At 40.5% G+C, this 23,875-nt stretch carries 23 protein-coding genes and 1 tRNA gene; 13 read left to right on the top strand and 11 right to left on the bottom strand.

Going from position 1 to position 23,875, the window contains the following annotated elements:
- Positions 1 to 9 precede the first annotated feature (9 nt).
- The 10 genes from TSIB_RS01165 to fba form a co-directional block, all read right to left on the bottom strand.
- Positions 10 to 648, bottom strand: a complete 639-nt coding sequence (locus tag TSIB_RS01165) for a DUF257 family protein (RefSeq protein WP_012766267.1) — start codon at positions 646 to 648, stop codon at positions 10 to 12.
- Between the two features lie 57 nt (positions 649 to 705).
- A complete protein-coding gene (locus TSIB_RS01160; RefSeq protein WP_012766266.1) occupies positions 706 to 1,638 on the bottom strand; it encodes an NOL1/NOP2/sun family putative RNA methylase in 933 nt (310 codons plus the stop codon).
- A 40-nt stretch (positions 1,639 to 1,678) separates the two neighbouring features.
- On the bottom strand, positions 1,679 to 2,335 hold the full coding sequence (locus TSIB_RS01155; protein ID WP_012766265.1) for a hypothetical protein: 657 nt from the start codon (positions 2,333 to 2,335) through the stop codon (positions 1,679 to 1,681).
- Positions 2,336 to 2,337: 2 nt separating this feature from the next.
- Positions 2,338 to 2,628 carry an iron-sulfur cluster assembly protein gene (locus TSIB_RS01150; protein WP_012766264.1) on the bottom strand — a complete coding sequence of 97 codons (291 nt, stop codon included), beginning with the start codon at positions 2,626 to 2,628 and terminating at the stop codon, positions 2,338 to 2,340.
- Positions 2,618 to 3,610, bottom strand: a complete 993-nt coding sequence (locus tag TSIB_RS01145; protein ID WP_012766263.1) for an ArsA family ATPase — start codon at positions 3,608 to 3,610, stop codon at positions 2,618 to 2,620. The genes TSIB_RS01150 and TSIB_RS01145 overlap by 11 nt, the downstream gene beginning before the upstream one ends.
- 10 nt (positions 3,611 to 3,620) lie before the next feature.
- Positions 3,621 to 3,890, bottom strand: a complete 270-nt coding sequence (locus TSIB_RS01140) for a hypothetical protein (RefSeq protein ID WP_012766262.1) — start codon at positions 3,888 to 3,890, stop codon at positions 3,621 to 3,623.
- The gene (locus TSIB_RS01135; protein WP_012766261.1) at positions 3,883 to 4,170 is read right to left on the bottom strand and encodes a hypothetical protein; all 288 of its coding nucleotides are present in this window, start codon (positions 4,168 to 4,170) and stop codon (positions 3,883 to 3,885) included. Before TSIB_RS01135 ends, TSIB_RS01140 begins: the two co-directional genes overlap by 8 nt.
- 45 nt (positions 4,171 to 4,215) lie before the next feature.
- Entirely contained in the window at positions 4,216 to 5,949 is a 1,734-nt protein-coding gene (locus tag TSIB_RS01130) for a carbon starvation CstA family protein (protein WP_012766260.1), read from the bottom strand.
- A 181-nt stretch (positions 5,950 to 6,130) separates the two neighbouring features.
- Positions 6,131 to 7,903 (bottom strand): sodium-extruding oxaloacetate decarboxylase subunit alpha, encoded by a 1,773-nt coding sequence (gene oadA / locus TSIB_RS01125; RefSeq protein WP_012766259.1) that lies wholly within the window; start codon positions 7,901 to 7,903, stop codon positions 6,131 to 6,133.
- Between the two features lie 143 nt (positions 7,904 to 8,046).
- Entirely contained in the window at positions 8,047 to 8,895 is an 849-nt protein-coding gene (fba, locus tag TSIB_RS01120) for a class I fructose-bisphosphate aldolase (protein ID WP_012766258.1), read from the bottom strand.
- 95 nt (positions 8,896 to 8,990) lie between these two features.
- On the opposite strand from fba, the gene TSIB_RS01115 reads away from it, so the two are divergent.
- The 6 genes from TSIB_RS01115 (at position 8,991) to TSIB_RS01095 (ending at position 13,522) form a co-directional block, all read left to right on the top strand.
- Positions 8,991 to 9,737 (top strand): biotin--[acetyl-CoA-carboxylase] ligase, encoded by a 747-nt coding sequence (locus TSIB_RS01115; protein ID WP_012766257.1) that lies wholly within the window; start codon positions 8,991 to 8,993, stop codon positions 9,735 to 9,737.
- Between the two features lie 142 nt (positions 9,738 to 9,879).
- The gene (locus tag TSIB_RS01110; RefSeq protein ID WP_394295181.1) at positions 9,880 to 11,121 is read left to right on the top strand and encodes a dicarboxylate/amino acid:cation symporter; all 1,242 of its coding nucleotides are present in this window, start codon (positions 9,880 to 9,882) and stop codon (positions 11,119 to 11,121) included.
- A 129-nt stretch (positions 11,122 to 11,250) separates the two neighbouring features.
- Positions 11,251 to 12,336 (top strand): hypothetical protein, encoded by a 1,086-nt coding sequence (locus TSIB_RS01105; RefSeq protein WP_012766255.1) that lies wholly within the window; start codon positions 11,251 to 11,253, stop codon positions 12,334 to 12,336.
- Positions 12,337 to 12,502: 166 nt separating this feature from the next.
- A complete protein-coding gene (locus tag TSIB_RS10530) occupies positions 12,503 to 12,685 on the top strand; it encodes a hypothetical protein (RefSeq protein ID WP_012766254.1) in 183 nt (60 codons plus the stop codon).
- Positions 12,686 to 12,733: 48 nt separating this feature from the next.
- Positions 12,734 to 13,375, top strand: coding sequence for an alanyl-tRNA editing protein (locus TSIB_RS01100; RefSeq protein ID WP_012766253.1), 642 nt, complete (start codon positions 12,734 to 12,736; stop codon positions 13,373 to 13,375).
- A gap of 59 nt (positions 13,376 to 13,434) precedes the next feature.
- Positions 13,435 to 13,522 (top strand) — tRNA-Leu (locus tag TSIB_RS01095).
- A 35-nt stretch (positions 13,523 to 13,557) separates the two neighbouring features.
- On the opposite strand, the gene TSIB_RS01090 is transcribed toward TSIB_RS01095, so the two are convergent.
- Positions 13,558 to 14,685 (bottom strand): tyrosine--tRNA ligase, encoded by a 1,128-nt coding sequence (locus TSIB_RS01090; protein ID WP_012766252.1) that lies wholly within the window; start codon positions 14,683 to 14,685, stop codon positions 13,558 to 13,560.
- 135 nt (positions 14,686 to 14,820) lie between these two features.
- On the opposite strand from TSIB_RS01090, the gene TSIB_RS01085 reads away from it, so the two are divergent.
- From TSIB_RS01085 to TSIB_RS01055, 7 genes are all read left to right on the top strand, one after another.
- A complete protein-coding gene (locus TSIB_RS01085) occupies positions 14,821 to 15,963 on the top strand; it encodes a CGP-CTERM sorting domain-containing protein (RefSeq protein ID WP_012766251.1) in 1,143 nt (380 codons plus the stop codon).
- Between the two features lie 88 nt (positions 15,964 to 16,051).
- A complete protein-coding gene (locus TSIB_RS01080) occupies positions 16,052 to 17,521 on the top strand; it encodes an ABC transporter substrate-binding protein (RefSeq protein WP_012766250.1) in 1,470 nt (489 codons plus the stop codon).
- Positions 17,518 to 19,362, top strand: coding sequence for an ABC transporter permease (locus TSIB_RS01075; RefSeq protein WP_012766249.1), 1,845 nt, complete (start codon positions 17,518 to 17,520; stop codon positions 19,360 to 19,362). The genes TSIB_RS01080 and TSIB_RS01075 overlap by 4 nt, the downstream gene beginning before the upstream one ends.
- Before the next feature lie 9 nt (positions 19,363 to 19,371).
- Positions 19,372 to 20,433, top strand: a complete 1,062-nt coding sequence (locus TSIB_RS01070; RefSeq protein ID WP_012766248.1) for an ABC transporter ATP-binding protein — start codon at positions 19,372 to 19,374, stop codon at positions 20,431 to 20,433.
- Positions 20,434 to 20,460: 27 nt separating this feature from the next.
- On the top strand, positions 20,461 to 21,063 hold the full coding sequence (locus TSIB_RS01065; protein WP_012766247.1) for a DUF447 domain-containing protein: 603 nt from the start codon (positions 20,461 to 20,463) through the stop codon (positions 21,061 to 21,063).
- A gap of 56 nt (positions 21,064 to 21,119) precedes the next feature.
- Positions 21,120 to 23,177, top strand: a complete 2,058-nt coding sequence (locus tag TSIB_RS01060) for a metallophosphoesterase (protein WP_012766246.1) — start codon at positions 21,120 to 21,122, stop codon at positions 23,175 to 23,177.
- Between the two features lie 83 nt (positions 23,178 to 23,260).
- Positions 23,261 to 23,872, top strand: a complete 612-nt coding sequence (locus TSIB_RS01055; RefSeq protein WP_012766245.1) for a hypothetical protein — start codon at positions 23,261 to 23,263, stop codon at positions 23,870 to 23,872.
- The last annotated feature ends 3 nt before the right edge of the window (positions 23,873 to 23,875 follow it).

Below are 23,875 nucleotides of genomic sequence, written 5' to 3'. Positions count from 1 at the left end.
CTGTGGAAGTCATAATTCTATCACCCCATCCAAATGATCAAGTTTAGGTGCTTTTTTAATAAAAAATCTGTCTCCTCTACCATTAATCTCAAGAACTCTTGTGGAGCTCTCATACCATAGAGCCCTGACTTGAGCACCCATAAGACCCTTTAGAGCAAAAACAAAGATCATGTTTCCTTCAAACAATGGGCTTCTTACAATTTTCTCAAAATACTCCTCGACCCTATAGGAAGATTCTTGGAAGGAGTACAAGAACTTTTCCGTGCCCAAAAACACAATAACGGCCTTATCAGATTTGGCTTTTTCAAAGAATAACCTTACTGCATCAGTATACTCTTTAAGTTGTACATAAAACTCTTCCATTATCCTAACTCTTCCAATTACCTTCCCAAATTCGACCCTGCCTCCTCCTTTAATAACACAGAGATTTTCCAAATGATGAGTTTTATATCCTAAAAATCTAAGCTGCTGGACAAAGAGATGAAATATATCCAACATGTCAATGATTAAGATTGGTATCCCCTCTTCATTGCTCCATTTCACCAATCCATCAAGAAAAAGTTCCGGGTGAGTCGTGGATTCATACTCAATGAATATTCTCTCTCCCTCACGAATATCATTTAAAAACTCCCTTAACTTTAACTTCATTGGTATTCACCTAAGATTATTGTTATTAACGTGTTATTAAATGTTTTTCTTTCTATTTTAGAATTTTTTCTGTATCTTTGCCACAAAAAACCCACTAGTATTATGTTCATCCGGATAAAATCGTCTTGCTTTAGCGAGTTCAGAACTAAGCTCTATATCAAATGGAGAAGTCAAGGCCGGTTCCCCAAATCTAAGGGGTAAAAGTGCAATATCAAAGTTATCAAGCGCCCATTGAATTACAAATTCATTCTCCTCTGGTTCCAATGAACAGGTAGAATACACTAACACTCCTCCCACCTTTAGATTCTCTAATGCAACCTTGATCATTTGCATTTGCAGGTTTTGACAGAATTTAACATCTTCAATTGTTCTATCTGCTTTTCTCTCTGGATTTTTATGGATTGTGCCACTACCAGTACATGGAGCATCCAAAAGAATTTTATCAAACTCTATGCCAAGTTCTCCCATGTACAGAGAACTTTTATGAATGAGGATGGTATTTGTCACCCCAAGTCTTGAAAGATTAAGTCTGGTCTCTTTTAGTCGATCTCTCCCCACATCAAAGGCATATATTACTCCCTTGTTTTTCATTAGTTGGGCCATATAAGATGTCTTCCCTCCCGGAGCTGCAGCCATATCCGCTATAATTTCTCCGGGCTTTGGCTCAAGAGCTACTGGTGGATACATTGAAGAGGCCTCTTGGATATAGATTAATCCCCCCAGATATTCTGGAGTTGATGTGATCGAAAAAGGTTCACGTGTTAAACAAAACCCCTCTCTTGCCCAAGAAATGCGTTTAAACTGAAAACCCTTTTTGTTCATGATTTTAGTGATAGTAGATATTTCAGTCCTAAGAGTGTTAACCCGAAAGCACCGGGGCAATGGCCTTTCCATAGCTTCTGCTATCCTCACTGCTCTCTCTCCCCAGAGATCAAAATACCTCTCTGCAAACTCTTTTGAGTACCCAAGCCTGAAGAGTTTCTCTATCATGAACTAAGAATAGAGAAAGAAATTTATTAAATTTTGCATGTTAGCGTTCAAATGGACTCTCCTTTAGTTTATCATTTACAAAGCGAACCATATGTTCCACATCCTGCTTTATGGTTTCAATTTCTGGTTTCATGAACACGTAAACGACGTTGGTTTTTGGAGTAATTGAAATGTGTTTAACGTTCTCAATTCTTGAAAACCCTTGGAGAAATTCCTTCAATAATTCTACATCACGCTTCTTTTCGAAGAGAGCCTCATACTGCTTTCCATTGATTTCAACTATTTCCCTCTGTAAAAGCTCCTCATCCTCAATTTTTGGTTTAAAGCGATAGTATCCTCTCTGTATTAAATGTGCCTCACGCCTTATTCTTGAGTATGGTTTCAAAATAAAGTATATTTTGTCATGCCTGTTTATAATCTTTGAAATCGGAAAGTAGAGGATACTCTGTCTCGGCAAAAGGGTTAAAGTGTATTCAAATTTATCAATGTTACCTTCGTTGACTTTGTAAAATGCTCTAAAGCCAACGTACCCTCCAACCCAAACGTAATCTTTATCCTTTGGCTTCACTATGTCCTCTATAGTTCTCAAATAGTAGTCCATTATAGTCAAATTCAGTTTTCGTCCTCTGTAAAACTGTAAAGTTGCAAGAGCTCCTAACAACATAATCAAAAGCAATAATTCTGGTGTAATCTTCATTATTAAACCTCCTCTATTGGATAATATTTTTGAAAGGTCATATCATCAACTATCTCAAAGTTAACTTTTCCTTCTAAAACCTTTACTACATCTTTAACTATTCTGGCATGAACGGCCCAATTAACAGCCATCTCAAATGGATGTCTCGGAGTCCTTCTAGCCAATCCAAGGAAGATTATCACCTTGTTATCTTCTTTTCTAATCAGACTTACAATTCCCAAACTAACTATGTCCTCTCCGCTTATGGGCTCTTTAACCTTTTTTAACTCCTGATAAATCTCCTCAATCTCCAATTATTAAACCTCCAATCCTTTCAAGCCACTTTAAACCTCTTGGCTCTTCTTCAAACATTGGGACTTTCACTATATCCACATCCCTGAATTTCTTGTGTATTTCCCCCAAAACCTTTTTCTGAGTATCCATCCTCACTTTTATCTTTGAGACTTCCTCTTCAAACTCTATGATTTTGTTAACCACCACGAGGTTAAAGGGGATTTTGAATTTCTTCAAACTTTCATGTGCCCTTTCCGTCTCGTAGAGGGGTAGCATCTCAGCGTTCATCACAGCTACTACACTTGTCCTATCCCTATTTGTTATAATATCTCTCACAAATTCGATTTCCTCTTTGTATGCAAGAAGCTCTTTCATAACCGGATCCTCTCTTTCTCTGCTTGGCAGCTCATATTCCTCCCCGTCTACCATGAATTTCCTTTCTCCCTGTATATTCTCAATGGTCCTCCTTTTATCAAGAATTTTTCTCCTCACTTCAATAAGTTTATTTACCCATATCAGAGCAATATGAGGCAGTGCCATGACCCTCAACGTTAGTCCAGTTGGAGGAGTATCAAAGATTATGACGTCCCATTCATCTCCTTTTTGCAGTATCTCCCTGATCGCCTCAAGGGTGGCATACTCTTCTATACCGGGAGAAAAGCTGAGCACCTCAAAATACTTTTCAAGGTTTATTACAGTCAAGTATCGGTACATGTGCTTGAGATTCTCCTCAAGATGCTTCAAATAGGTTTTAATGAGCTTTTCCATGTCAAGTTCCATTGCATAGAGGCTCTCGGCTATCTGTTTCGGCTTATCATTTAGCTTAACTTCAAATACATCACCCAAATTATGAGCCGGATCTATTGAAACTATCAGTGTCTTGTAACCTCTCTTAGAAAGGGCAGCTGATACTGCAGCAGAACTGGTGGTTTTTCCTACTCCTCCTTTTCCTATGAAGAATAAAACCCTAAATCCTTCCTTTGGAATAAGGTACTCTTTCACTGTTATCACCTCATGTTATTTCAAACATTCCTGCCAGCTCTCCAAATATATCATCCATTTCTCCTGCTCTTCTCTGCATTACATAGATCTCCCTTACCATATGTGGCATTATTCTCATAACAAGGGTCGTTGGAGGAGATGGTATCCCCACAAACGACCCCATAAGTATGAGTGCAAACACATTTTCAAGCTCTCTCTCCTCAAACTCGAGATATTCCGTAGAACGTGCCTTAAATGAACTAAAAAATCCTCTAAAAAATGCTTTTAGATTTTCAAACATTTAACCACCCCGTTTTCATTGTCAATGGATTGAGGGATTTTTCCTGCATAATATACATCTCCCTGAGCATGTACGGAAGAAGCCTATAGCTAATATCAACAGGAGGGTTTGGGAGTCTTACATAACTCCCAAGCAGAAGAAGTGCAAATACATTCTCAAGTTCTTCTTCCTCCCATTGGAGACCCCTAAGATAATAAAGCTTAAATCCCTTATTGAATCCCCATAAAGCCCGAATGGGTATGGAAACCCAGTAGAGAATCCTCCTTAAGAAGGTTTTCATTGAATCACCTCAACAAAATTAAAAAATTTAGAATGGAAAGGAGTTTCACGCCGGAGCCGCTTCGTATTCCTCGGCAGGTCTCTTCCATGCAAGGTAGAAGTCATAAGCTAAGAGGAAGTTAAGCAATAGACCCACTATAAGAGAGCCCTTAACAGCTATTAATGTGCTTCCTTTGAGCGGAACTACCGCTATGTACCATATGAGACCTGCCGTAACTGTTATCCACAGGAAGAGAGCTGGAATTAAGACGGCGTAACTCCATATTCCAGCTTTCTGTATCTTGTAAGCCCATAGAGCTGCTGTCAACATAGCTATTGATGCTAAAAGCTGATTCATACCGGCAAATGCTGGCCAGAGAACTTTATAACTGGCTCCCCATGCCATCCAAGTTCCAAGCACTGCAATTATTATTGAGGCAACCCACTTGTTTGTTAGGCTCTTCCAGATTCCTTGGCTCGTATCAACAACCATTCCAAAGACTTCCTGCCATGCAAATCTTCCAAGCCTTGTAGCTGTGTCGAGAGATGTCAATGCAAAGGCTGAAACCCAAAGGGTTGCAAACGTCTTTCCTAGTGTAACGTCTATTCCATACATATCAGCAAGTCCTTGAGCATAACCTCCAATGAAGGTTCCAAGACCTCCCTTGGTGATGTATTGGGTTCCCCACTCAGCAACGCTCAGCCCGGTCAGCTTAACACCGTAGACAGCTATGGCGGTAATGACTATTGTTGAGAGGAATCCCTCAGTGAACATTCCTCCATAACCCACTAACAGACCGTGGATCTCTTTATCAAGCTGTTTCGATGATGTTCCTGAACTAACTAAGGAGTGGAAACCGCTTAGAGCACCACATGCAATCACCAGCGGAACTGTAGGCCAGAATGGCGATGGCTGCCCAACAACAACAACGTTTGCTGAGAACGTTGTAAATCCTGGGGCTTCAAATGGCTTTGCAAGTGCTATGAACGCTATGCCTCCAATTAAGAGTCCAAACCAGAGAATGTAGGCGTTAAGGTAGTCTCTGGGCTGAAGAAGTATCCATACTGGCAGTGAAGCTGCCACAATAATGTAGATCATTAATATAATATTCCAGTAGTGGTATGCCTGAAGATACTCGGGGCTTCCATCGACTGTTTGACCTTGAACAAAGATCAGTGGGTTCTTAAAGCCAATCCATACTGCCACAACAAGGAGTATTAGCCCTATGATAGTTGCAACATAGAAGTTTACGTTCATCTTATACATCAGCCAGCCTAGAATAATTGCCACTAGAAGGAACAACAGCGTTGCTGTTGCAGCTTCCGGAGTCAGGACTACCAATCTTGCTACAACTGCTACGAACGCCGCCACTACAAGTAGGAGAGTGAACCAAATGTAAACTTCAAAAGCAACCCCCGTCCTTTTGCTCATTATTTTTCCAGCAATCCACTGTATAGATTTACCATCATACCTTACTGATGCCATCAAAGCCAGATAGTCATGCACTGCCCCAATGAATACGTTTCCAAACCATACCCATAGCAAGGACGGCAACCATCCCCACGCCATTGCTATTGCTGGCCCCGTAATAGGTCCAGCTCCAGCTATTGAGGCGAAGTGATGACCATAGAGAACTACCGGGTGCGCTGGAACGTAATCAACACCATCATAGAGCTTGTGTGCAGGGGTTGGTCTGTTGGGATCGGCTTTGACGACTTTGTTCTGGAGAGCTTTTCCATAAGTAAAATACATGGCCACATATATAATTGCAGCCGCCAATATAATAACTGCTGAGTTCATCCAAAGCACCTCCCTTGTGGAAATTCATCATAGGTTTATGTATATGTAGTATATATGTCTTTCGGAAATTTAGAGTATTTTTTGATAAATTTACCAAAAAATGGACGAAAACAGCCAAATTTCCTTACAATTTAGGGCAAAAAAATCAAAAATGAAAATTTAGAAAAGACAAGCCGAGGCTCTAAGTGAGTTCTATTAGTGTTTGTCCGGTGTCGACTGTGTCGCCTTCCTTCACTAGTATTTTCTTCACAACACCATCTTTTGGTGAGGGGATTTCATTCTCCATTTTCATGGCTTCCAAAACAAGCAACCCCTGGCCAACCTTAACTTGATCACCCTCTCGAACTAAAACACGCAAAATCTTTCCAGGCATCGGAGCAGTGACAACATTCTCACCAGCGGCAGTTGGTGCCGGTGCTGTGGGAACTTCAACAGGAGCTGAAGGAGTCGATACCGGAGCAGAAGGAGCACTCACAGGTTGAGTTGAAACTTCTGAAGGAGCATAACTCGGCATTGCCAAAGCCTCAAGCTTTACTCCTTCAACGCCAACCTCATACTCTCTTCCACCCACATAAACCTTTATTACCTTCCCTTTGGGTTTTTCTTCAACTGGCCTTAATTTTCCTTGCTTTCTAAGTTCAAAGAACTCCAAAGCCACCTGTGGGAAGAGGCAGTAAGTTACCACGTCTTCCTCCCTCTCAAGGTAGCCCTTTTCCTCAAGTTCTTTTCTCGCTTTCTCAAGCATGGGTTCAAGCAAATCTGCTGGTCTAACGCTTATAGATTCCTCATCACCAAGAATAAGCTTCTTGATTTCCTCCTTTATTGGAGCTGGAGGCCTTCCGTAAAGACCCTTAACGTAATTCTTCGTTTCCTCAGTTATCATCTTATACCTACCAAACAGAACATTAAAAACCGCTTGAGTTCCAACTATCTGGGATGTGGGTGTAACTAACGGTGGGTAGCCGAGATCCTCCCTGACCTTAGGAACTTCTTCAAGAACTTCATCGAGTTTGTCCAAGGCTTTAAGCTCGCTCAATTGTTTTATTAAGTTGGAGTACATTCCGCCTGGAATTTGATGAATCAAAACGTTCGGGTCGCCATGGAGTGCTCTCTTGTTCAGTAAGTGCTCGTATTTTTCGTCTAAGAGCTTCCTTAGGTATCTGGATATTTCAAAGATTAACTTCATGTCAATCTTGGGCTTATCCTCTTCTCTCAGAGAGTAATAAATGCTCTGGATTGCAGGCTGAGCGGTCCCATTAGCAAGTGGGTAAATAGCCGTGTCTATATAATCTGCTCCAGCCTCAACGGCTTTCAAGTAGGTTGCCGAAGCTAACCCACTCGTCGCATGGGTATGAACGTTAACTTTTACTCCATAGCGGTTTTTAATCTCTTTCACAAGTTCATAAGCCGTCTGAGGATCCAAAAGGGCGGCCATGTCCTTAATTGTTATGTAATCAACGTCAAGCTCAATAAGTTCATCAACTTTCTGAAGGTAATACTCCAACGTGAAGATCTTTCCAGTAGTATAACTTATTGCTCCCTGAACCTCTGCTCCAACTTCTTTGGCTTTTTTAATTGCTTTTTCCATGTTTCTAACGTCGTTCAAGGCGTCAAAGACCCTAAAAATATCAATTCCATTTTTGTGCGCAAGCTCAACAAACTTTTCCACAACATCGTCTGGGTAATGCTTATATCCCACAACATTCTGTCCTCTAAGCAACATCTGAAACTTTGTTTTCCTTATGTGCTCTCTTAAGACTCTTAGTCTCTCCCAAGGATCTTCTCTCAAAAAGCGTAGGGCGGCATCGAAAGTTGCCCCTCCCCAGACTTCCATAGAGTAAAAGCCAATCTCGTCCATCTTCTCGGCTATTGGGAGCATATCGCTTGTTGAGAGCCTTGTTGCAATAAGCGATTGATGAGCATCTCTAAGAGTAGTATCTATTATCCTAACCATCCTCACTCACCTCAAGTCCCATTTAAAATTGACCTTTATAACCCTTGTCTTTAGCAAATTAAGATTATATTGGCCACCAAGGCCCAAAAAAGAAAAATTATGAACGTGATTATACATTGCAGCCAGAAAATAAAATATGTACATCAAACCAGGCCTTCAGCTTTAGCTGCCTCTTCAGGCTCTTCATTTTTATGTATAACCCTCAAAAGGGCCTTTATAAATGTCTCTGGGTTCTTTCTTTGGAAAATATTTCTACCTACAACAGCTCCACTTCCTCCAGCTTCAATGACTTCCCAGACAAGCTTTAAGAAGTCCAAGGGGTTGTCAGTCTTTGCGCCTCCACTTAAGAGAACTGGAACACCGGACGCAGCATCAATAACTTTGGCAAATGTTTCTCTCGAACCTGTCCAATAAGTTTTAATCATGTCTGCTCCAATCTCTGCAGCGGCCCTTGCTCCATACATCACCACTCGATAATCTTCCTTTTTTCCGTACTTTTCATTAATGTAGGGGCCTCTTGGATATGCAAATTGAACAACAGGATACCCCAAATCATGAGCATAACTGGCTATCTCCGCAAACTGCCTCATCATAGCTCCCTCATACGGACTTCCCCAATAAACTGTTGCCGCCACAGCATCAGCACCAAGCTTAATTGCGTCCTCTACAAAACCAAGTTGATCTTGCATGAGCCACTCCTCTTTTGGCCTAAGTTCGGTCTTGCTAGTAAGCTTTACCATCAGCCCTACCTCTTTCCCAATAAGCTCGTTTCCAGCAATCCTAGCTATTCCTGGAAGCATCATAACGCCATCAATCCCTGCCCGTGCAACCTTTCTAATAATAACACTTGGATTAATGTGCTCCCAAGTCTCTTCAAAATCTGTTGGACCATGTTCAAATCCATGATCCATTGCAAAAATCAAGGCCCTTCCATCTCCTCTAAAGAATCTCCTTAGTCTCCTCTTTATCCCAATATTGTTGTAAGATTCCATGCTAATCACCTCTAGTGATACATTACCTTTTTAGAATTTAAACCTTATCGTTAACTTAAATAGCTCTTTAACACCAAATATTTCCGGTGAAAATCATGTTGGAACTTAACACACAGCTGATCGGTAAAAAGATTATCTACTTCAAGAAAATAGACTCAACTAACGAATACGCAAAGAGAATTGCTGCTCATGAAGAAGAGGGCACAGTAATAGTGGCAGATGTCCAAGAGACTGGATATGGAAGAAAATTTAGAGCATGGGCCTCCCCTCAAGGGGGACTTTGGATGAGTGTTATTCTAAAGCCAAATACCACCCCAGAACATATGATAAAACTCGTTTTTCTTGGAGCCCTAGCAGTAGTTGAAACCCTTGAACAGCTTGGAATTGAAGGAAAAATAAAATGGCCTAATGATGTACTTGTTAATGAAAAGAAAATATGTGGAATCCTAGTAGAAGGAAGTTTCTCCGAGAAAGAGGTTTACTACATCGTTCTAGGCATCGGTATGAATGTTAACAATTCCTTACCCCAAGAGCTCGTGAGTACTTCCACCTCGTTAAGAGAGGTATTAGGAGTGGAGATACCCATTATAGAAGTTTTTAAGATTCTTGTAGAACGCCTAGAACATTGGTATAGAGAATTTTTGGCAGGGAAAGATGCTCTTATCCTCCAGAAATGGAGAGAAAATGCTATTTTAAGAAGAAAGGTAAAACTAATAACAGAAGACAAAACCCTAACTGGAAAGGCTTTAGATATTGACGAATTTGGTGCTTTGATCCTTGAACTTGAGGATGGAAAGAAAGAAAAAATTCTCTACGGAGATGTATCATTGAGGTTTGAATAACATTTTCTCCTTTTTTCCCGATTTTTGGAAAAAGTTATATACCTTAATGTACAAATATTCCCCGCATAAATCTGAAATGTAACAGCGATACAAGGAGGTGAGCCCTTATGGGGCTCTTGAAAAGCTATTTAGAATACCCATTTTGAGGAAGATATTTATTGGGTTGGTTTTGGGTGCAGTCTATGGATTGATAGTGGGGGCCATCGGCCATCCCGGAGCAGCTACTGCAATAAAACCCCTTGGAGATCTTTTTGTTAGACTCTTGAAGATGTTAGTGATGCCAATAGTCCTGGCTTCGTTGGTCGTGGGTGCTGCAAGCATAAGTCCAGCAAGACTTGGAAGGGTAGGTGTAAAGATAGTGATCTACTACCTAATAACATCAGCCTTTGCAGTGTTCATAGGACTCATAATGGCCAACCTCTTCAAGCCTGGTCTTGGACTTGAACTCGGCACGGGCGAAGGTAAAGCTATAGAAGCAACAGCCCCATCCCTTGTGGATACTCTCCTGAACATAGTACCTACAAACCCATTTGGAGCATTATCAAGTGGTGCAGTTCTCCCAACAATATTCTTCGCCATTGTATTGGGAATAGCACTAAGTTACCTCATGACCAGTGAAAATGAAAGAATCAAGAACTCAGCAACAACACTCTACAACGCCTTTGACGGTCTTGCTGAGGCAATGTACAAGATTGTTAGAGGAGTCATGCAGTACGCTCCGATAGGTGTATTTGCATTAATAGCATACATCATGGCAACCCAAGGAGTAAAAGTTGTTGGGCCTCTCGCTGAAGTAACCCTTGCAGTATACTTGGGCTTAATAATACAAATAGCGCTAGTTTATGGAATCCTCCTAAAATTCTTTGGCTTGGACTTAATCAAGTTCCTTAACAAAGCCAAAGACGCCATGATTACGGCTTTCGTTACAAGAAGCTCAAGCGGTACTTTACCAGTAACAATGAGAGTTGCTGAAGAGAACATGGGTGTGCCAAGGAGCATTTACTCCTTCACACTCCCATTAGGAGCAACAATCAACATGGATGGAACAGCCTTATACCAGGGTGTTTGTGCAATGTTCATAGCTTTTGCAATTGGACAACCCCTACCATTCAGTCAACAGTTAGTAATAGTTCTTACAGCAGTCTTGGCTTCAATTGGAACTGCTGGTGTTCCAGGAGCTGGAGCAATAATGCTAGCAATGGTTTTAGAAAGTGTAGGGTTATCATTAGAACCCGGAACTGCCGTCGCATTAGCTTATGCAATGATTCTTGGGATTGACGCCATCTTGGACATGGGTAGGACAATGGTTAACGTCACTGGCGACTTGGTTGGAACTACAATTGTTACAAAAACTGAGGGAGAACTCGACGAGAGCAGATGGTGACCTTCTCTTCTTACTTTTTTCCTTTGAATGTTCCACCCTTTAGGGTAAAGAAGAGACCACTTTTTGAATAGATAGAGTTAAATACTAACCCACCATCTGATTTTTTAGAATAAAAATCGGGGGATAGTGATGAGAAAGGCAGTAAGTATTTTAATAATTCTACTTTTGGGTCTCTCTCTCGTTCATGCAGAGGCTGCGGATTATTATAAAGAAGAATTCACACTTAAGATCAAGATATTGCAGAATGGAGATGCTCAAATAACTGTGAAAACCTCAATATTAGGTCCTAAGGATATAATAAACCAAGAGATAGCCAGTATATTGAACCAAACCAACCTCAGTGATGAGGAGGCAATAGCAAAATTCGAAAAAGAACAACTTGATAATTACATTGCAAGCCTCGCTAATGCGGGCATTAAAACAGAGAATCAAACTTTTAAATTAGCAAGCATTAAAGAAGACAACTTTACCGTAGTCTTCACAGCTTATGCTCGGAGCTTTGCCAAATATTACTCTTACAATGATTACTGGGAGGTAATAGTGGATCCTACAAGAGGATATGGAACAATGCCAATTCCAGATACCGGATTACCTCAAAAGATGGAGTTACACAATATGTTTATAATTGAACTACCTGAAGGGGCAGAACTTGTTGACTATCCACAAGCCTACACAAGAGAATTCAACCAAAGTAAATTCTATGTACGCTCAAAGGTCGAGGGGAATACAATAACTATCACTTCTGACTTGTATTTAGAAGAGAACCTCTCTCCCGAGGGTTTTAAAGCTCTTTTTGGTGAATATAGTGCATTCTACATTCACTATAAAACACCATACAAAGGAGAAGAATCATATCAACCTGTAAAAACAGAACAATACTTAAAAGCAGAGATTTCAGAGGATGGAACAACTAATCTTCTAGTTAGAGAAACATATTTTGAACCAAAGGATCAGATAGAGCTTATGAAACTCCAAATAAACCTATTGGGAGTCCAAAATGTAACAAACATGATACTCCAAAACTACCTCCAAGGAATGGTTGCGCAGGGTATTCAAGTCGAGAATGCTAATGCAACCATTTTAGGTCTGGAAAAAGGAAGGACCATTAACAATAGAGGCAAATTACATCCTGAAAAACTTCACAAAACTAGTAAATGGAACATACCAATACTCCTTCGATCCGACCCTTCTAAATCCATCCCAGCTAGGATATAGGGCCCAAAATGCCATTAATCAAAGCTTAAAAATAGAGTTTATTCTGCCCTCAACAGCCACCATCATAGACATTCCACAAAATACAAGCAATGAAATAAAAGGGAATAAATATATACTGACGACTTTAGTAGATGGAAACAAAATCATAATTACTGCAAATGTATTCGTGAGATATGGAGCGCCATTTGAAGACATTCAGGCACTTTTAGGAAATGTTACTCGTGCATACATTCGTTATACACTACCAGGAAAGAGTGAAGGCCTAAATCTTACCAACACGCAAATAGCAGGAATAGGTGGGGCGATTATTCTCATTGGACTGGCTGTATTCATGCTGAAAAGAAGGTAGATAGACAATTTTTTAACCTCTTTTTCTAATTTCTTTTAGGTGGTACTTATGACGAAGGAACTTTACTATGAAGACCCCTATTTAAAAGAAGCGACTGCAAAAGTCCTCCAAATTAAAGAAAACGCCCTCCTTTTAAACCAGACAATCTTCTACCCAACTGGAGGAGGCCAACCCCACGACACTGGCACTATAAATGGAGTTAAGGTTTTAGATGTTTACAAAGACGAGGAAGAAAACATCTGGCATGTTGTAGAAAACCCAGAAATGTTTAGGGTAGGGGATGAGGTGGAGCTCAAACTCGACTGGGATAGAAGATACAAGTTAATGAGAATTCACACTGCAATGCATCTCTTAGATCACATCCTATATGAAGTTCTTGGAAAAGGAACATGGGAACCACATGGGAGCGGCATGAATCCAGAAAAGGGACGTTATGACATAAGGTACCCTGAGAACATTAACCAGCACAAAGAGAAGATAATCGAGTTATTTAACAGATATGTGGATGAGGGTGGAGAGGTTAAAGTTTGGTGGGAAGGAAAGAAAAGACTCACTCAGATTAGAGACTTTGAAATCCTACCCTGTGGAGGAACTCACGTAAAGGACATTAAAGAGATTGGCCATTTAAAGAAACTCAAACGCTCAAGTATAGGCAAAGGAGCTCAGAGAATAGAGATATGGCTCGAATAATCTTTCTCTTCTTCATATGAGAAAGATTTAAAAGCCCAACAAGACTCATTTACTAACACGCGGGGGTTGCCGAGCCTGGTCAAAGGCGCGGGATTCAGGGTCCCGTCCCGTAGGGGTTCGCGGGTTCAAATCCCGCCCCCCGCACCAAGAAATTTTCTCAAAATTTAAAATGAGAAAAAGAGTCATCTCGTTATCTGCACGCTTTTCATGAGCTCCAAAGGCTCTGGGTGCTTTTCGAAGTACTCCCTAACGGGTTTGAGGAGTTCTACCAAGTATTCTGCAACTGCATTCTTTAGATCAAGTGGATGAAGCTTCCCTTCTGCAAAGTCTCTTTTGAGCTCTTCAAAAGTGGTGTAGGTTACATCTCCTCCGAACTTGGCTGGCCTGTGAATTGTAAACTCTGTTGGTTCTTCCCTAAAGATTATATGTTCAGCCCAATCAAGTACCGGGTTGTAGTTAACTTCTCCTGCCGGACAGAAGGCTTTCCTAAGCTTTTGCTTTATTTCCTCTGGGGTGTCGTGGATAAATACTGCCGAATAAGGCTTACTTTTACTCATCTTCATTTGGGCCTTTATTTCCTTAAACTCCTCTTCACCCTCAATCGGCCACTTTGGGGGCTCTTGAAGGCCCAAAAGGAGATGGTGATGCACAGCAATAGGTTTAACTTTTTTTCCATCCCACACAAGTGGATGGTATTTCAACTTCTCCGCAACTTCTCTGGCAATAACATGGGCTTTTCTTTGATCCATTCCGGCATGTGCAATGTTAACTCCCTGATAGAAAATATCAGCAACCTGCATGGCTGGATATATAAGCTTTGCAAAGTCTATCGCTTCTCCCATTTGTCTTCCCATGATCGTTATAGACCGCATCATCCTTGCAAGAGTAACGTTCTTTGAAATATCAATAATAGTCCTCCAATAATCTCCTCTCTCTAAAATCTCACTAGCTAGAACAAATTCCACTTTTTCCGGGTCTCCTCCCATGACTTTAATGCTCTGTTTCATACCCTCTTTGAAGTAACCTAAAGCTACTTTCTGGATAACCTCCAAATCTCCACCAAGCTTGTCATTTATCCATGAATGCCAATCAGCTAGAAACACCCTTGTCTTAATTCCTGCTTTTTGAAAATCAGCTATTTTAGCTCCCGCCATCAAACCGGTGCCAAGATGAATGTAACCGCTTATCTCAAACCCTATATAATGCTGTAAGGGCATTCCCATTTCTAAAAGATCCTTCAAATTGTCCACAGTAAGCACTTCTTCAGTTGGTTTTCTAGAGACAAGCTCTATTTTTTTCTCAATATCCATTATGCACCACCTTTATTCCACTATACCATGAGTCTTTTAAGTATTTTTCTCAATGAAGAACATTAATGAACAAAAGTGTCTGCAAGTCAAAAATTTTATAACTTTCAAGTTCTATAGAATTCTCTGGTGAACACCATGAAAAAGCTTTCAATATTAATTTCGGTTTTTGTTTTATTTGGTCTTTTTGGGGCGGCTTTCGCCAGCGCAACGACAGTTGCAGTTGATTTAGGACATGGAGAAAACGAGAAATACTTGGCAGAAGACGTTCTCGAATATGGGACTAATAAAACCCTCGCACACGGAATTGTTAAAACCATCACAAACGTCCAATGGGGATACTTTGGAGACCCCTTAGCAGCAGATATTCTTGGGATAACCCACCTTGGAGAGAAAATAACTTCCGATGCCCTTGCAAACGTTGATATGTTAATCCTAGGACAACCCACAAGTCCATTCCAGCCAGATGAAATTCAAGCTATAGTAAACTGGTTCAACCAAGGGGGAAAAGTTCTCTGGATTGCTGGAGATAGTGACTATGGATCCAGTGGAGTCAACGCTATAGATATCGTTAACTCTGTTCTTGAGCAGCTTGGTTCAGAACTTAGGCTTGATCAATGTCAGATTCAAGACCCTGTTAGCAACGCTGGCCAACCTTATAGAGTTATTGGACTTGTACAGCCAGACGACGAGACTCCTGATAAAGAAATGATAACTAACGGTTTCAAGTATGGAGGAAAAGTTTTATATCACGGACCAGGTGTAGTAGCATGGGTTAATGAGAACGGTGAGTGGCAACCACTAATTGACGGAAACGTTCCAGAAAATGTTTATAGGATAGTAAAAACCTCTCCAGACGCTCAAATATCTGAAGCAAATGAGCCTCCCGCAAATGCTTATATGGCAGGAGATACTGGAGTATTCACATTTTTAGCAGCAAAGATTATCAAATTTGATAATGGAAAACAAAGTGTTCTAATTGTCAGCGCTGAGAGCCCATATGGAGACTATGAGCCCACCTGGTCACCCAAATACTATGGTATCGACCTTGACGGACCTACCTTCGTAACAAATATGATTAATTGGGCATTAAAACAGGTGTCCAAGGAAACGATCACTGTTACAGTTACTGAGACGATTACAAAGACTGAAACCAAAACCGAAACTGTAACCGAAACTAAAACTGAAACAACTACAGAAACCGTCCAAGGAGGAATTTGTGGTCCAGCAGCCTTGATAGGCTTGGCTTTAATACCATTACTTCTAAAGAGAAAGAAATGATGAAAAAATTTTCTAGTTTTGTCTAGTTTTATTATTTTTTGGTAAAATTTAAAAAACCGACTAAGAAGCATTAGACAGGTGAGAAGATATGAAAAAAATAAATGGTTTCATAATCCTTTTCCTTTTAATTGGAAGCGTGTTAGCCACCGGATGCATTGGTGGAGAATCTACTTCCACACCATCTACCACTTCCAGTGAAACAGAGCCTACAACGACTTCTACACAGTCCTCCACTCAAACTACCTCTTCTACATCCTCCCCAACTCCTACAGGCCCAATAACTTTAGTTGTTCTTACACGACATGATGTTACAATCCAAACAATAGCAAAAAAGGCATTTCTTCAAAGTGATATAGCAAAACAATACAATATCAAAGATATAAGGTTTATACCAATCCCAGAATCCCTTTGGCCATCTTACATAGAAAAAGGAGCCGATGTGGGATGGGGGGGAGGTCCAACACTATTTGATAGTCTCTTCAGGAACAATTACCTAGTACCCATAGAAGACCAAAAAGTTCTGGGCCTAATTGGGAACCAAATCCAAGAAACAATTGCTGGAATGCCAATGATAAGGAAAGGTGACGATGGAAAGATTTACTGGATAGCTGCTGCATTGTCATCCTTTGGGTTCACTGTAAATCATGATGTTCTCAAAAGATGGAATCTCCCAGTTCCTCAGAGATGGGAGGACCTTGCTAGCGAGACCTTCGCAATGGATCCGCCTCAAGTGGGAATTGCTGACCCAACGAGAAGCACTTCAAACACGAGGATTTATCAGATAATCCTTCAAGCTTTTGGATGGGACGAAGGATGGAAGATACTCACCCTAATTGCCGCTAACTCAAAAATCTATGATGCTAGTGATGCTGTTAGAGAGGCCGTAATTGGCGGGGACATAGGTGTTGGAAACACAATCGACTTTTACGGATACATTGCAATGAAAAGCAATCCCTCCTGTGAATATATCATTCCAAAAGGACAGAGTATAATAAATGGTGACCCCATAGCCGTTCTCGTCAAGTCACAACACAAAGAAGCTGCTCAAGCATTTATTTACTGGGTCCTTACTGAAGGGCAAAGGATATGGTTAGATGAACAAATAAATAGACTCCCTGTTAATCCCGATGTCTTTAATACCCCCGAAGGCCAGAATAGACCTGATTTAAAGAAGGCCTATGAGAGTGCACTTAAGACACAAGGTATAGACTTCGATGACAATGAAGCCTTAGTGACTGCAAACGCTATGCAGTTTTACTTCAAAGCGACACTTGTGGATGCAAATCAAGAGCTCCACAGGGCTTGGACAGCCCTTGTAAAAGCATACAAAGAAGGAAAAATAAGCGAAAGCAAGTACAATGAACTCAAAGCAAAACTTTTAGAACCAGTCAGGTTTAAAGATCCAGATACTGGAAATACGGTTACATTAACAATAGAGTATGCAAAGAAGATAAATGACAAACTTGAAGATCCTGCATTTAGAGATACCTTAATGCAGATATGGAGAGATGCTGCAAGACAAAAATACCAAAGTGTCCTCGCGGAGGTGCAAGGATGAAGGTTAGCAAATGGTGGGAAAGAGTCTTTGGGACTCCTCTTTTTGAGCCCCTTATCGCCTTTTCTTATCTTTTTCCATTACTATACTTAGTGATGTTTTTGATAGTGCCTGTGATTTCCATGTTGTTAATTGCATTTACATATGATGGAAACATCTCTTTTCATTGGTTCAAAAGCATATTGATGGATTCTTATTATATCCAATTCCCCCCACATGGGGATTTTGCTCAAAAATTAACAACTTCAACTGGTGAGAGTTTGTATTTAATCAGGGGTGTAGATTTTGGGGTTGTTCTTAATTCCCTTGTTGTTGCGGCATTAGTAACACTCTTTACTGCAATCTTAGGAACTGTATTTGCCTTTGTAATGGCAAGATATAATTTTAAAGGGAAAAACCTGTTCAGGATTGCCCTTTTTATTCCCCTTTTAGTAACCCCCTTTGTGAACGCATATGTTATAAAACAAATGTTCAGTGAGTTTGGGCTAATAAACTATATCTTCCATGAAGTTCTTCACTTACTTCCCTTTAGAATTAAAATAGATGGATTAGCCGGAGTTGTACTGGCCCAATCAATGGCATATTACCCAATAGTTTATTTAAATGCCTATGCAAGCTTCATCAATATCGATCCAACTTTAGAAGAACAAGCAGAAAACTTAGGAAGCAAGAGTTTCCGACTCTTCAGAACCGTCACTTTCCCACTGGCCCTGCCAGGAATCGCCGCAGGTGCTACTTTGGTATTCATATTCAGTCTTGAGGATCTAGCGGCTCCAGTAGTCTTCCACGCTGATCCATTAGCTAAAAAACTTATGTCATACCAGATATTTAGCAAATTCATCTACGGCCTAGGAGAGAGAAGTCCAGAAATAGCTGCCCTTTCAATAATAATGCTCACACTGGCCATAATAGCATTCCTCGGGATTAGAAAATACGTAAGCCTAAGGCAATATGCAATGCTTAGCAAGGGTGGAAGGTGGAAACCAAGAGTAAGTGATCCAAAAACATGGCAAGCTCTTTTAATTTACTTAGTTCTCCTACCTGCTTTACTAATCACAATTTTTCCACAGCTAGGCGTTATTATGCTTGCCTTCTCAGAAAGATGGACTACTACAGTGCTGCCCCAAGGATTCACCATAGATTACATAAAAGAGATGATCCTAAATCCCGATGTGAGAAGATTCATCGTGAACAGCTTAACCTATTCAGGAGCTGCAGTGATTCTAATAGTTATCTTGTCAATAACCTCCTCTTATGCCAGTAGTAGATTCAAAGGAGCCTTAAGTCCAGTACTAGAAAGTATCGTGATACTCCCAATTGCAGTACCAGGAATAGTTGTGGCAATGGGATACTTCTACTTCTTCTCGGTAATTACTCCAGAGAACTCGCCGCTAAACCCAACATCCCTCTACGGGTTTAATCCTGCTTTGGTCTTGATACTTGCTTATTCCATAAGAAGGTTACCATTTGCGGCTAGATCCGTCTATGCCGGCTTGCAACAGGTTCATATATCCCTTGAAGAATCATCGATAAACCTAGGTGCTTCAAGATGGAGAACTATCACTGGAATACTAATGCCTCTAATTTCCCTAAACGTCTTTGGTGGGAGCATGCTTAGTTTTGTTTATTCCATGAGTGAAACAAGCGTAGGGATAACATTGGGTTCAATAAACATGGAACAGGCCCCAATAACAGCATTTATGAAAGAAGTCCTAATGTCAGCGGCAGGTAGTATAAACCTTGCGGCAGCATTGGGAGTTTTATTAATAGTTGTGCAGATAACTGCAATCGTGGTTGTTAATGTTATCACAAAACAAAGATATTCATTCATTGGATTAACATGAGGTGAGAAAATGGTCGAGGTTAAACTTGAGAATATAGTAAAAACATTTGGGGAGACTGTAGCGTTAAAAGGCATTAATCTACACGTAAAAGATGGAGAACTTTTCACTCTCCTTGGTCCAAGTGGGTGTGGGAAATCAACCACCTTAAGAATCATAGCTGGCCTAGACTTTGCTGATAGTGGACATTTATATTTCGATGACGACGATGTGACGTATAAAAGTTCAAGTGAAAGAGGAGCAGTGCTAGTTTTCCAAAACTATGCTCTATGGCCCCATATGACCGTTTATGACAACGTGGCTTATGGTCTAAAAGTAAAAAAACTTCCAAAGCAAGAGATTGACAGAAAAGTAAAATGGGCACTTGAACTGGTTAAGCTCCAAGGTTATGAGGATAGATATCCAACCCAGCTGAGTGGAGGCCAACAGCAAAGAGTAGCAATAGCAAGGGCCCTCGTAGTTGAACCTAAACTTTTACTCTTAGATGAGCCTCTCTCAAATTTGGATGCAAAACTTAGACTTGAAATGAGGTCCGAAATAAGAAGGATACAACGAGAACTCGGAATCACGGTTATCTATGTTACCCACGATCAAGAAGAGGCTATGGCAATAAGTGATAGAATCGCAGTAATGAATATAGGTCAAATAGAGCAGGTAGGAACTCCAAAAGAGATATATGAACAGCCAAAAACAGAATTTGTTGCTTCTTTTATGGGTAAGACCAACGTAATCCCAGCGGAAGTTGTGGAAAGAGATGGGGACAAAGTAACAGTGCGGTTTGAAGGATTCAAGCTCGATGGCCTAACTTATACCGGAGAGAACGATAAAGTTGTGGTGGTCATAAGGCCTGAACGTATCAGCTTGCACCCCATTGAAAACGCTGTTTCAATAACTGGAAAAGTGGACTTAATAGAGTACTATGGCTTTTTCATAGAGGTCGTTGGACTATTTGGAGAGATGAGAATAATATCTAGGACAATAAACGATAGGGACGTCATCGGCCTAAGACCCCAGGGAGATGTCACTTTCTACATAGAGAGAGAAGACATCCTCGTACTTCCCAAGACTCTCTAGTTTCCTCTTTTTATTGGAGGTTTTAGAATGGAAATGTTTGAAGAAGGCAAAGTGTATGAACTTCTTTTACTCACAAAATCCAATGTCACCCCAGTAGGTGTCGTTAAAAAAGGAAGCAAGTTCTATTTTAAGCTATTTGAAGGAAAAAGTGCCAAAGATATAAAAGAACACCCTTATGGCGTGCTGCATATAACTTGGGATGTGGATATATTAGTAAGAACTGCTCTTAACTTGCCCTGTGAATTAGAGTGGGAAGATTCCAAAACAATTCCTTTAAAGAAAATAAAGAACTTGCCTAACATAGAGGGAAAAATAGAATTCCAAGAGGACTTGATAAAAGACAGTCTTGGAGAAGCTCGAATCCTAAGATGCTCATTAACCCCTTCAAGAATCGAGGTGTTCCCAATATCTAATCCCCCTCTCAGTAGAGCAGATTTTTACCTTCTTGAGATGGCAATAAACCTCACTAGACTGTATGTGGCAACAAGAAAACTACACGTGAAGGAAGCTCAAAATATATATTCAAAGATATGGGTTGGATATAGAACCTACAAACGACTTGGAGGCAAAAATGAGCTTGCAGAAAAGATTATGGGGTTTGCTACAGCAGCTTTAAGATGGAATCCTTGAATTATTTCAAACAACAATTTTTTAATGTTTAATATCGCTATTATTTTGGTGATGTCATGAGAAGAATAGTTGCTTCCTTGTTAATTCTTCTAACCCTGTCTTTAATTAATGTAGACCAAGTAAGTGCAGAAGCCCTTCCAGGAGACGTTTTGAAGTATCCAATGCCCGGAGCTCCTGTGGTAGCACTTCCAGGAGAGATTGTGGAGATACAACCACAGGATGAGGTAGACATAGCCTCTCTCTCAATAGTCTCTGTTTTGAATGGCCCATATGAGCTAGATATCATCGAGAAGGGTGCTACATTAAAGGTAAAAATTCCAGAAAATGTTGTTCCAGATGTCTATTTCCTTCAAGTTAAGTCAAGTAAAGGAGAGATTATCATCCCCAACGGTGTGTGGGTTCTCAAAGAATACCCCCAGGTACTTAGGATTGCACATTTAAGTGATACTCACGTCATAAGTGGAGCCAAATTTGGTTACGTATGCAGAGAATATTTCCAAGGAAGCATACAGAAAATACAAAAACTATGTGACGGAGGCATGATAATTCCGCTTCACAGCTATGTTGCCACAGATAGTGCTTATACTTACTGGAGTATGGATGACAGAGTTAATGTCATAATAACCACTGGAGACGTTGTTGATACCGCTGGAGACAGCAAGGCGTATAAAATGTTATTCGATATAATCTCCACTACAACCGCAGCAGGAAGGCCAACGATAATTGTGAAAGGAAACCACGATGATCCGCCAAACTACTATCCCAAACTAATAGGACCAACTGACTATTACATTACCATAGGGAAGTTCCTCATTATAGCTCTCGATTCTCATGGAGATGAAGCCCACCCCTCTATGCAACAGCTCGAATGGATGGAAAACATTCTTGAGGAACACCCTGATAAAATCCCAATAGTACTTGTTCACCATCCATATTGGTATTCTGGATCAGAAGGATGGATTGGAGGATACATCGAGGGAACGGCCTTTGACGACAAATCTTGGGAAGAGATGATACAATACGGTAGCTTTTACTGGTTCGGAAGAAACCAGGAATTCTTAGATATAGCAAGAAGGTTCCTTCAGGATGTGGAGAAGTACAACATCAAACTAATCATGAGTGGACATATACACCACGACAAGCTCCATGTTTATGTTGATAAAAACGGAAATGAGCATTGGTTCGTTACCTTAACCACAACAGGAGCCCCAGACAAAGAACCCAATCCACCATCAAAACCAAACTACAGTCCAACATGGTACGGATCCAATGTAGTAGAGATAGACGAGAACGGAAATGTTAAACTCCCCGAAGTGGAAAAGATGTTTGGAAGTCTCTTCAACGACTTTATCTCCTTACCAGTCCCGCAGGAGTTTATTATCACTAGATGGGCAACTGATTTCGGCAGTGCGGTAAAATTCATTAACTTGTTGGGAGAAGAAAGTGGAAAATTTGCCATTGAAATCCCAGATGGGGCTCAAGTTGACGCAAGTGTAACAAACGTGACATACAAACTTCTTGGAGAGAGAAAAATAGGAGACAAAACATATGAACTCTTTGAAATCACTGTGCCCAAAGGAATATCCCAACTCGTTATAAGCAAAGGGAAAGACACAGAGAAGCCCCAAATAGATATCCCCTACATTACACCATCCAAGCCCACAAAAGGAAAACCATTTAAAGTCTTTATCAGCCTAAAAGACAACTTAGGAGTCAAAGATATTTATGTAGAAATTGAAGCAAATGGGGTTGTTACGAAATATCCAGCAGTTCAAACCAGTGGAGGACAGGCAGAGTACTTTATGGCTGAGATTCCAGGAGTAGATGCAGATGGATATGTAATAAGAGCTGTGGCAATAGACTTCTATGGAAACAAAGCGACTTCCGAAATGACCGTTGGAGAAATAGAAACTTCCACAACTCCAAGTACAACTGAAAGTCCAACATCCTCATCAACTACTTCCAGCCCTTCAACAACCTCACCGGAAACAACTTCTCCAACAACAGAAACTCCTACTTCATCCTCCACAACAACGTCTGGAGGTACATGTGGGCCTGCAGCAATTATAAGTCTTGCATTATTGCCCCTAATAGCCCACAGGAAGAAGAAATGAATTCTTTATTTTTGTACTCTTTTTCTTCTATTATAGAAGGGTTTTTAAACCCCCTCCCCCTCCCCTTCTTAGGGTGATGCCCTTTGAAATTTAGAGGAAAAGCCTTTGGGAATCTAGTTCGAATTGAATTTGATATCCTCAGTATTAGCGAGCTTAAAATCGAAGATTTAAAGGATTTTGATATAGAAAATTTGAAGATCGAACTCCGGCCAACTTCTTCTGGTATAAAACTGATTGGAATATGGGAAGGAGAGGTTGAAAAGGCGAGTGAAGGCATAAAAAGAGCCTTGGAAGAGAGTTATAAATTGAGAGATAGACTGTTAAACAGGATAAAAGCTAAGATTGAGAGAATGAGAAGTGTTATGAAAAAACTTGGTTTTAATGAAGAAGTTTTAGGGTATGGAAATATAATAAAATTCACAAAGAAAATTGGAGATTATGAAATAGCAGTTATGACCTCATCCAAAGATGACCTAATAAGAGTGGAAGTTTACGGGAATGACAAAAAAGTCATAGGGCCAGAAATAGAGAATTTTTTCGAAGATGTGGATATCGAAGAACTTGAAGTATACGGCCTAGATGAGGGAGAACAAGAGGAGAGACTCGTGATTAATCTAGAATTACCGGAGGAAGAAGTTCCAGAAACAAAAATAGTAGAGGCCATAAAGCTCATTGAGAGCCTTTTAATGACTTGATCA

This window comes from Thermococcus sibiricus MM 739, from assembly GCF_000022545.1.
Lineage (GTDB): Archaea > Methanobacteriota_B > Thermococci > Thermococcales > Thermococcaceae > Thermococcus_A > Thermococcus_A sibiricus.
The sequence above is the reverse complement of the archived record's forward strand: the minus strand, read 5'-3'. Positions and strand labels throughout refer to the sequence as shown.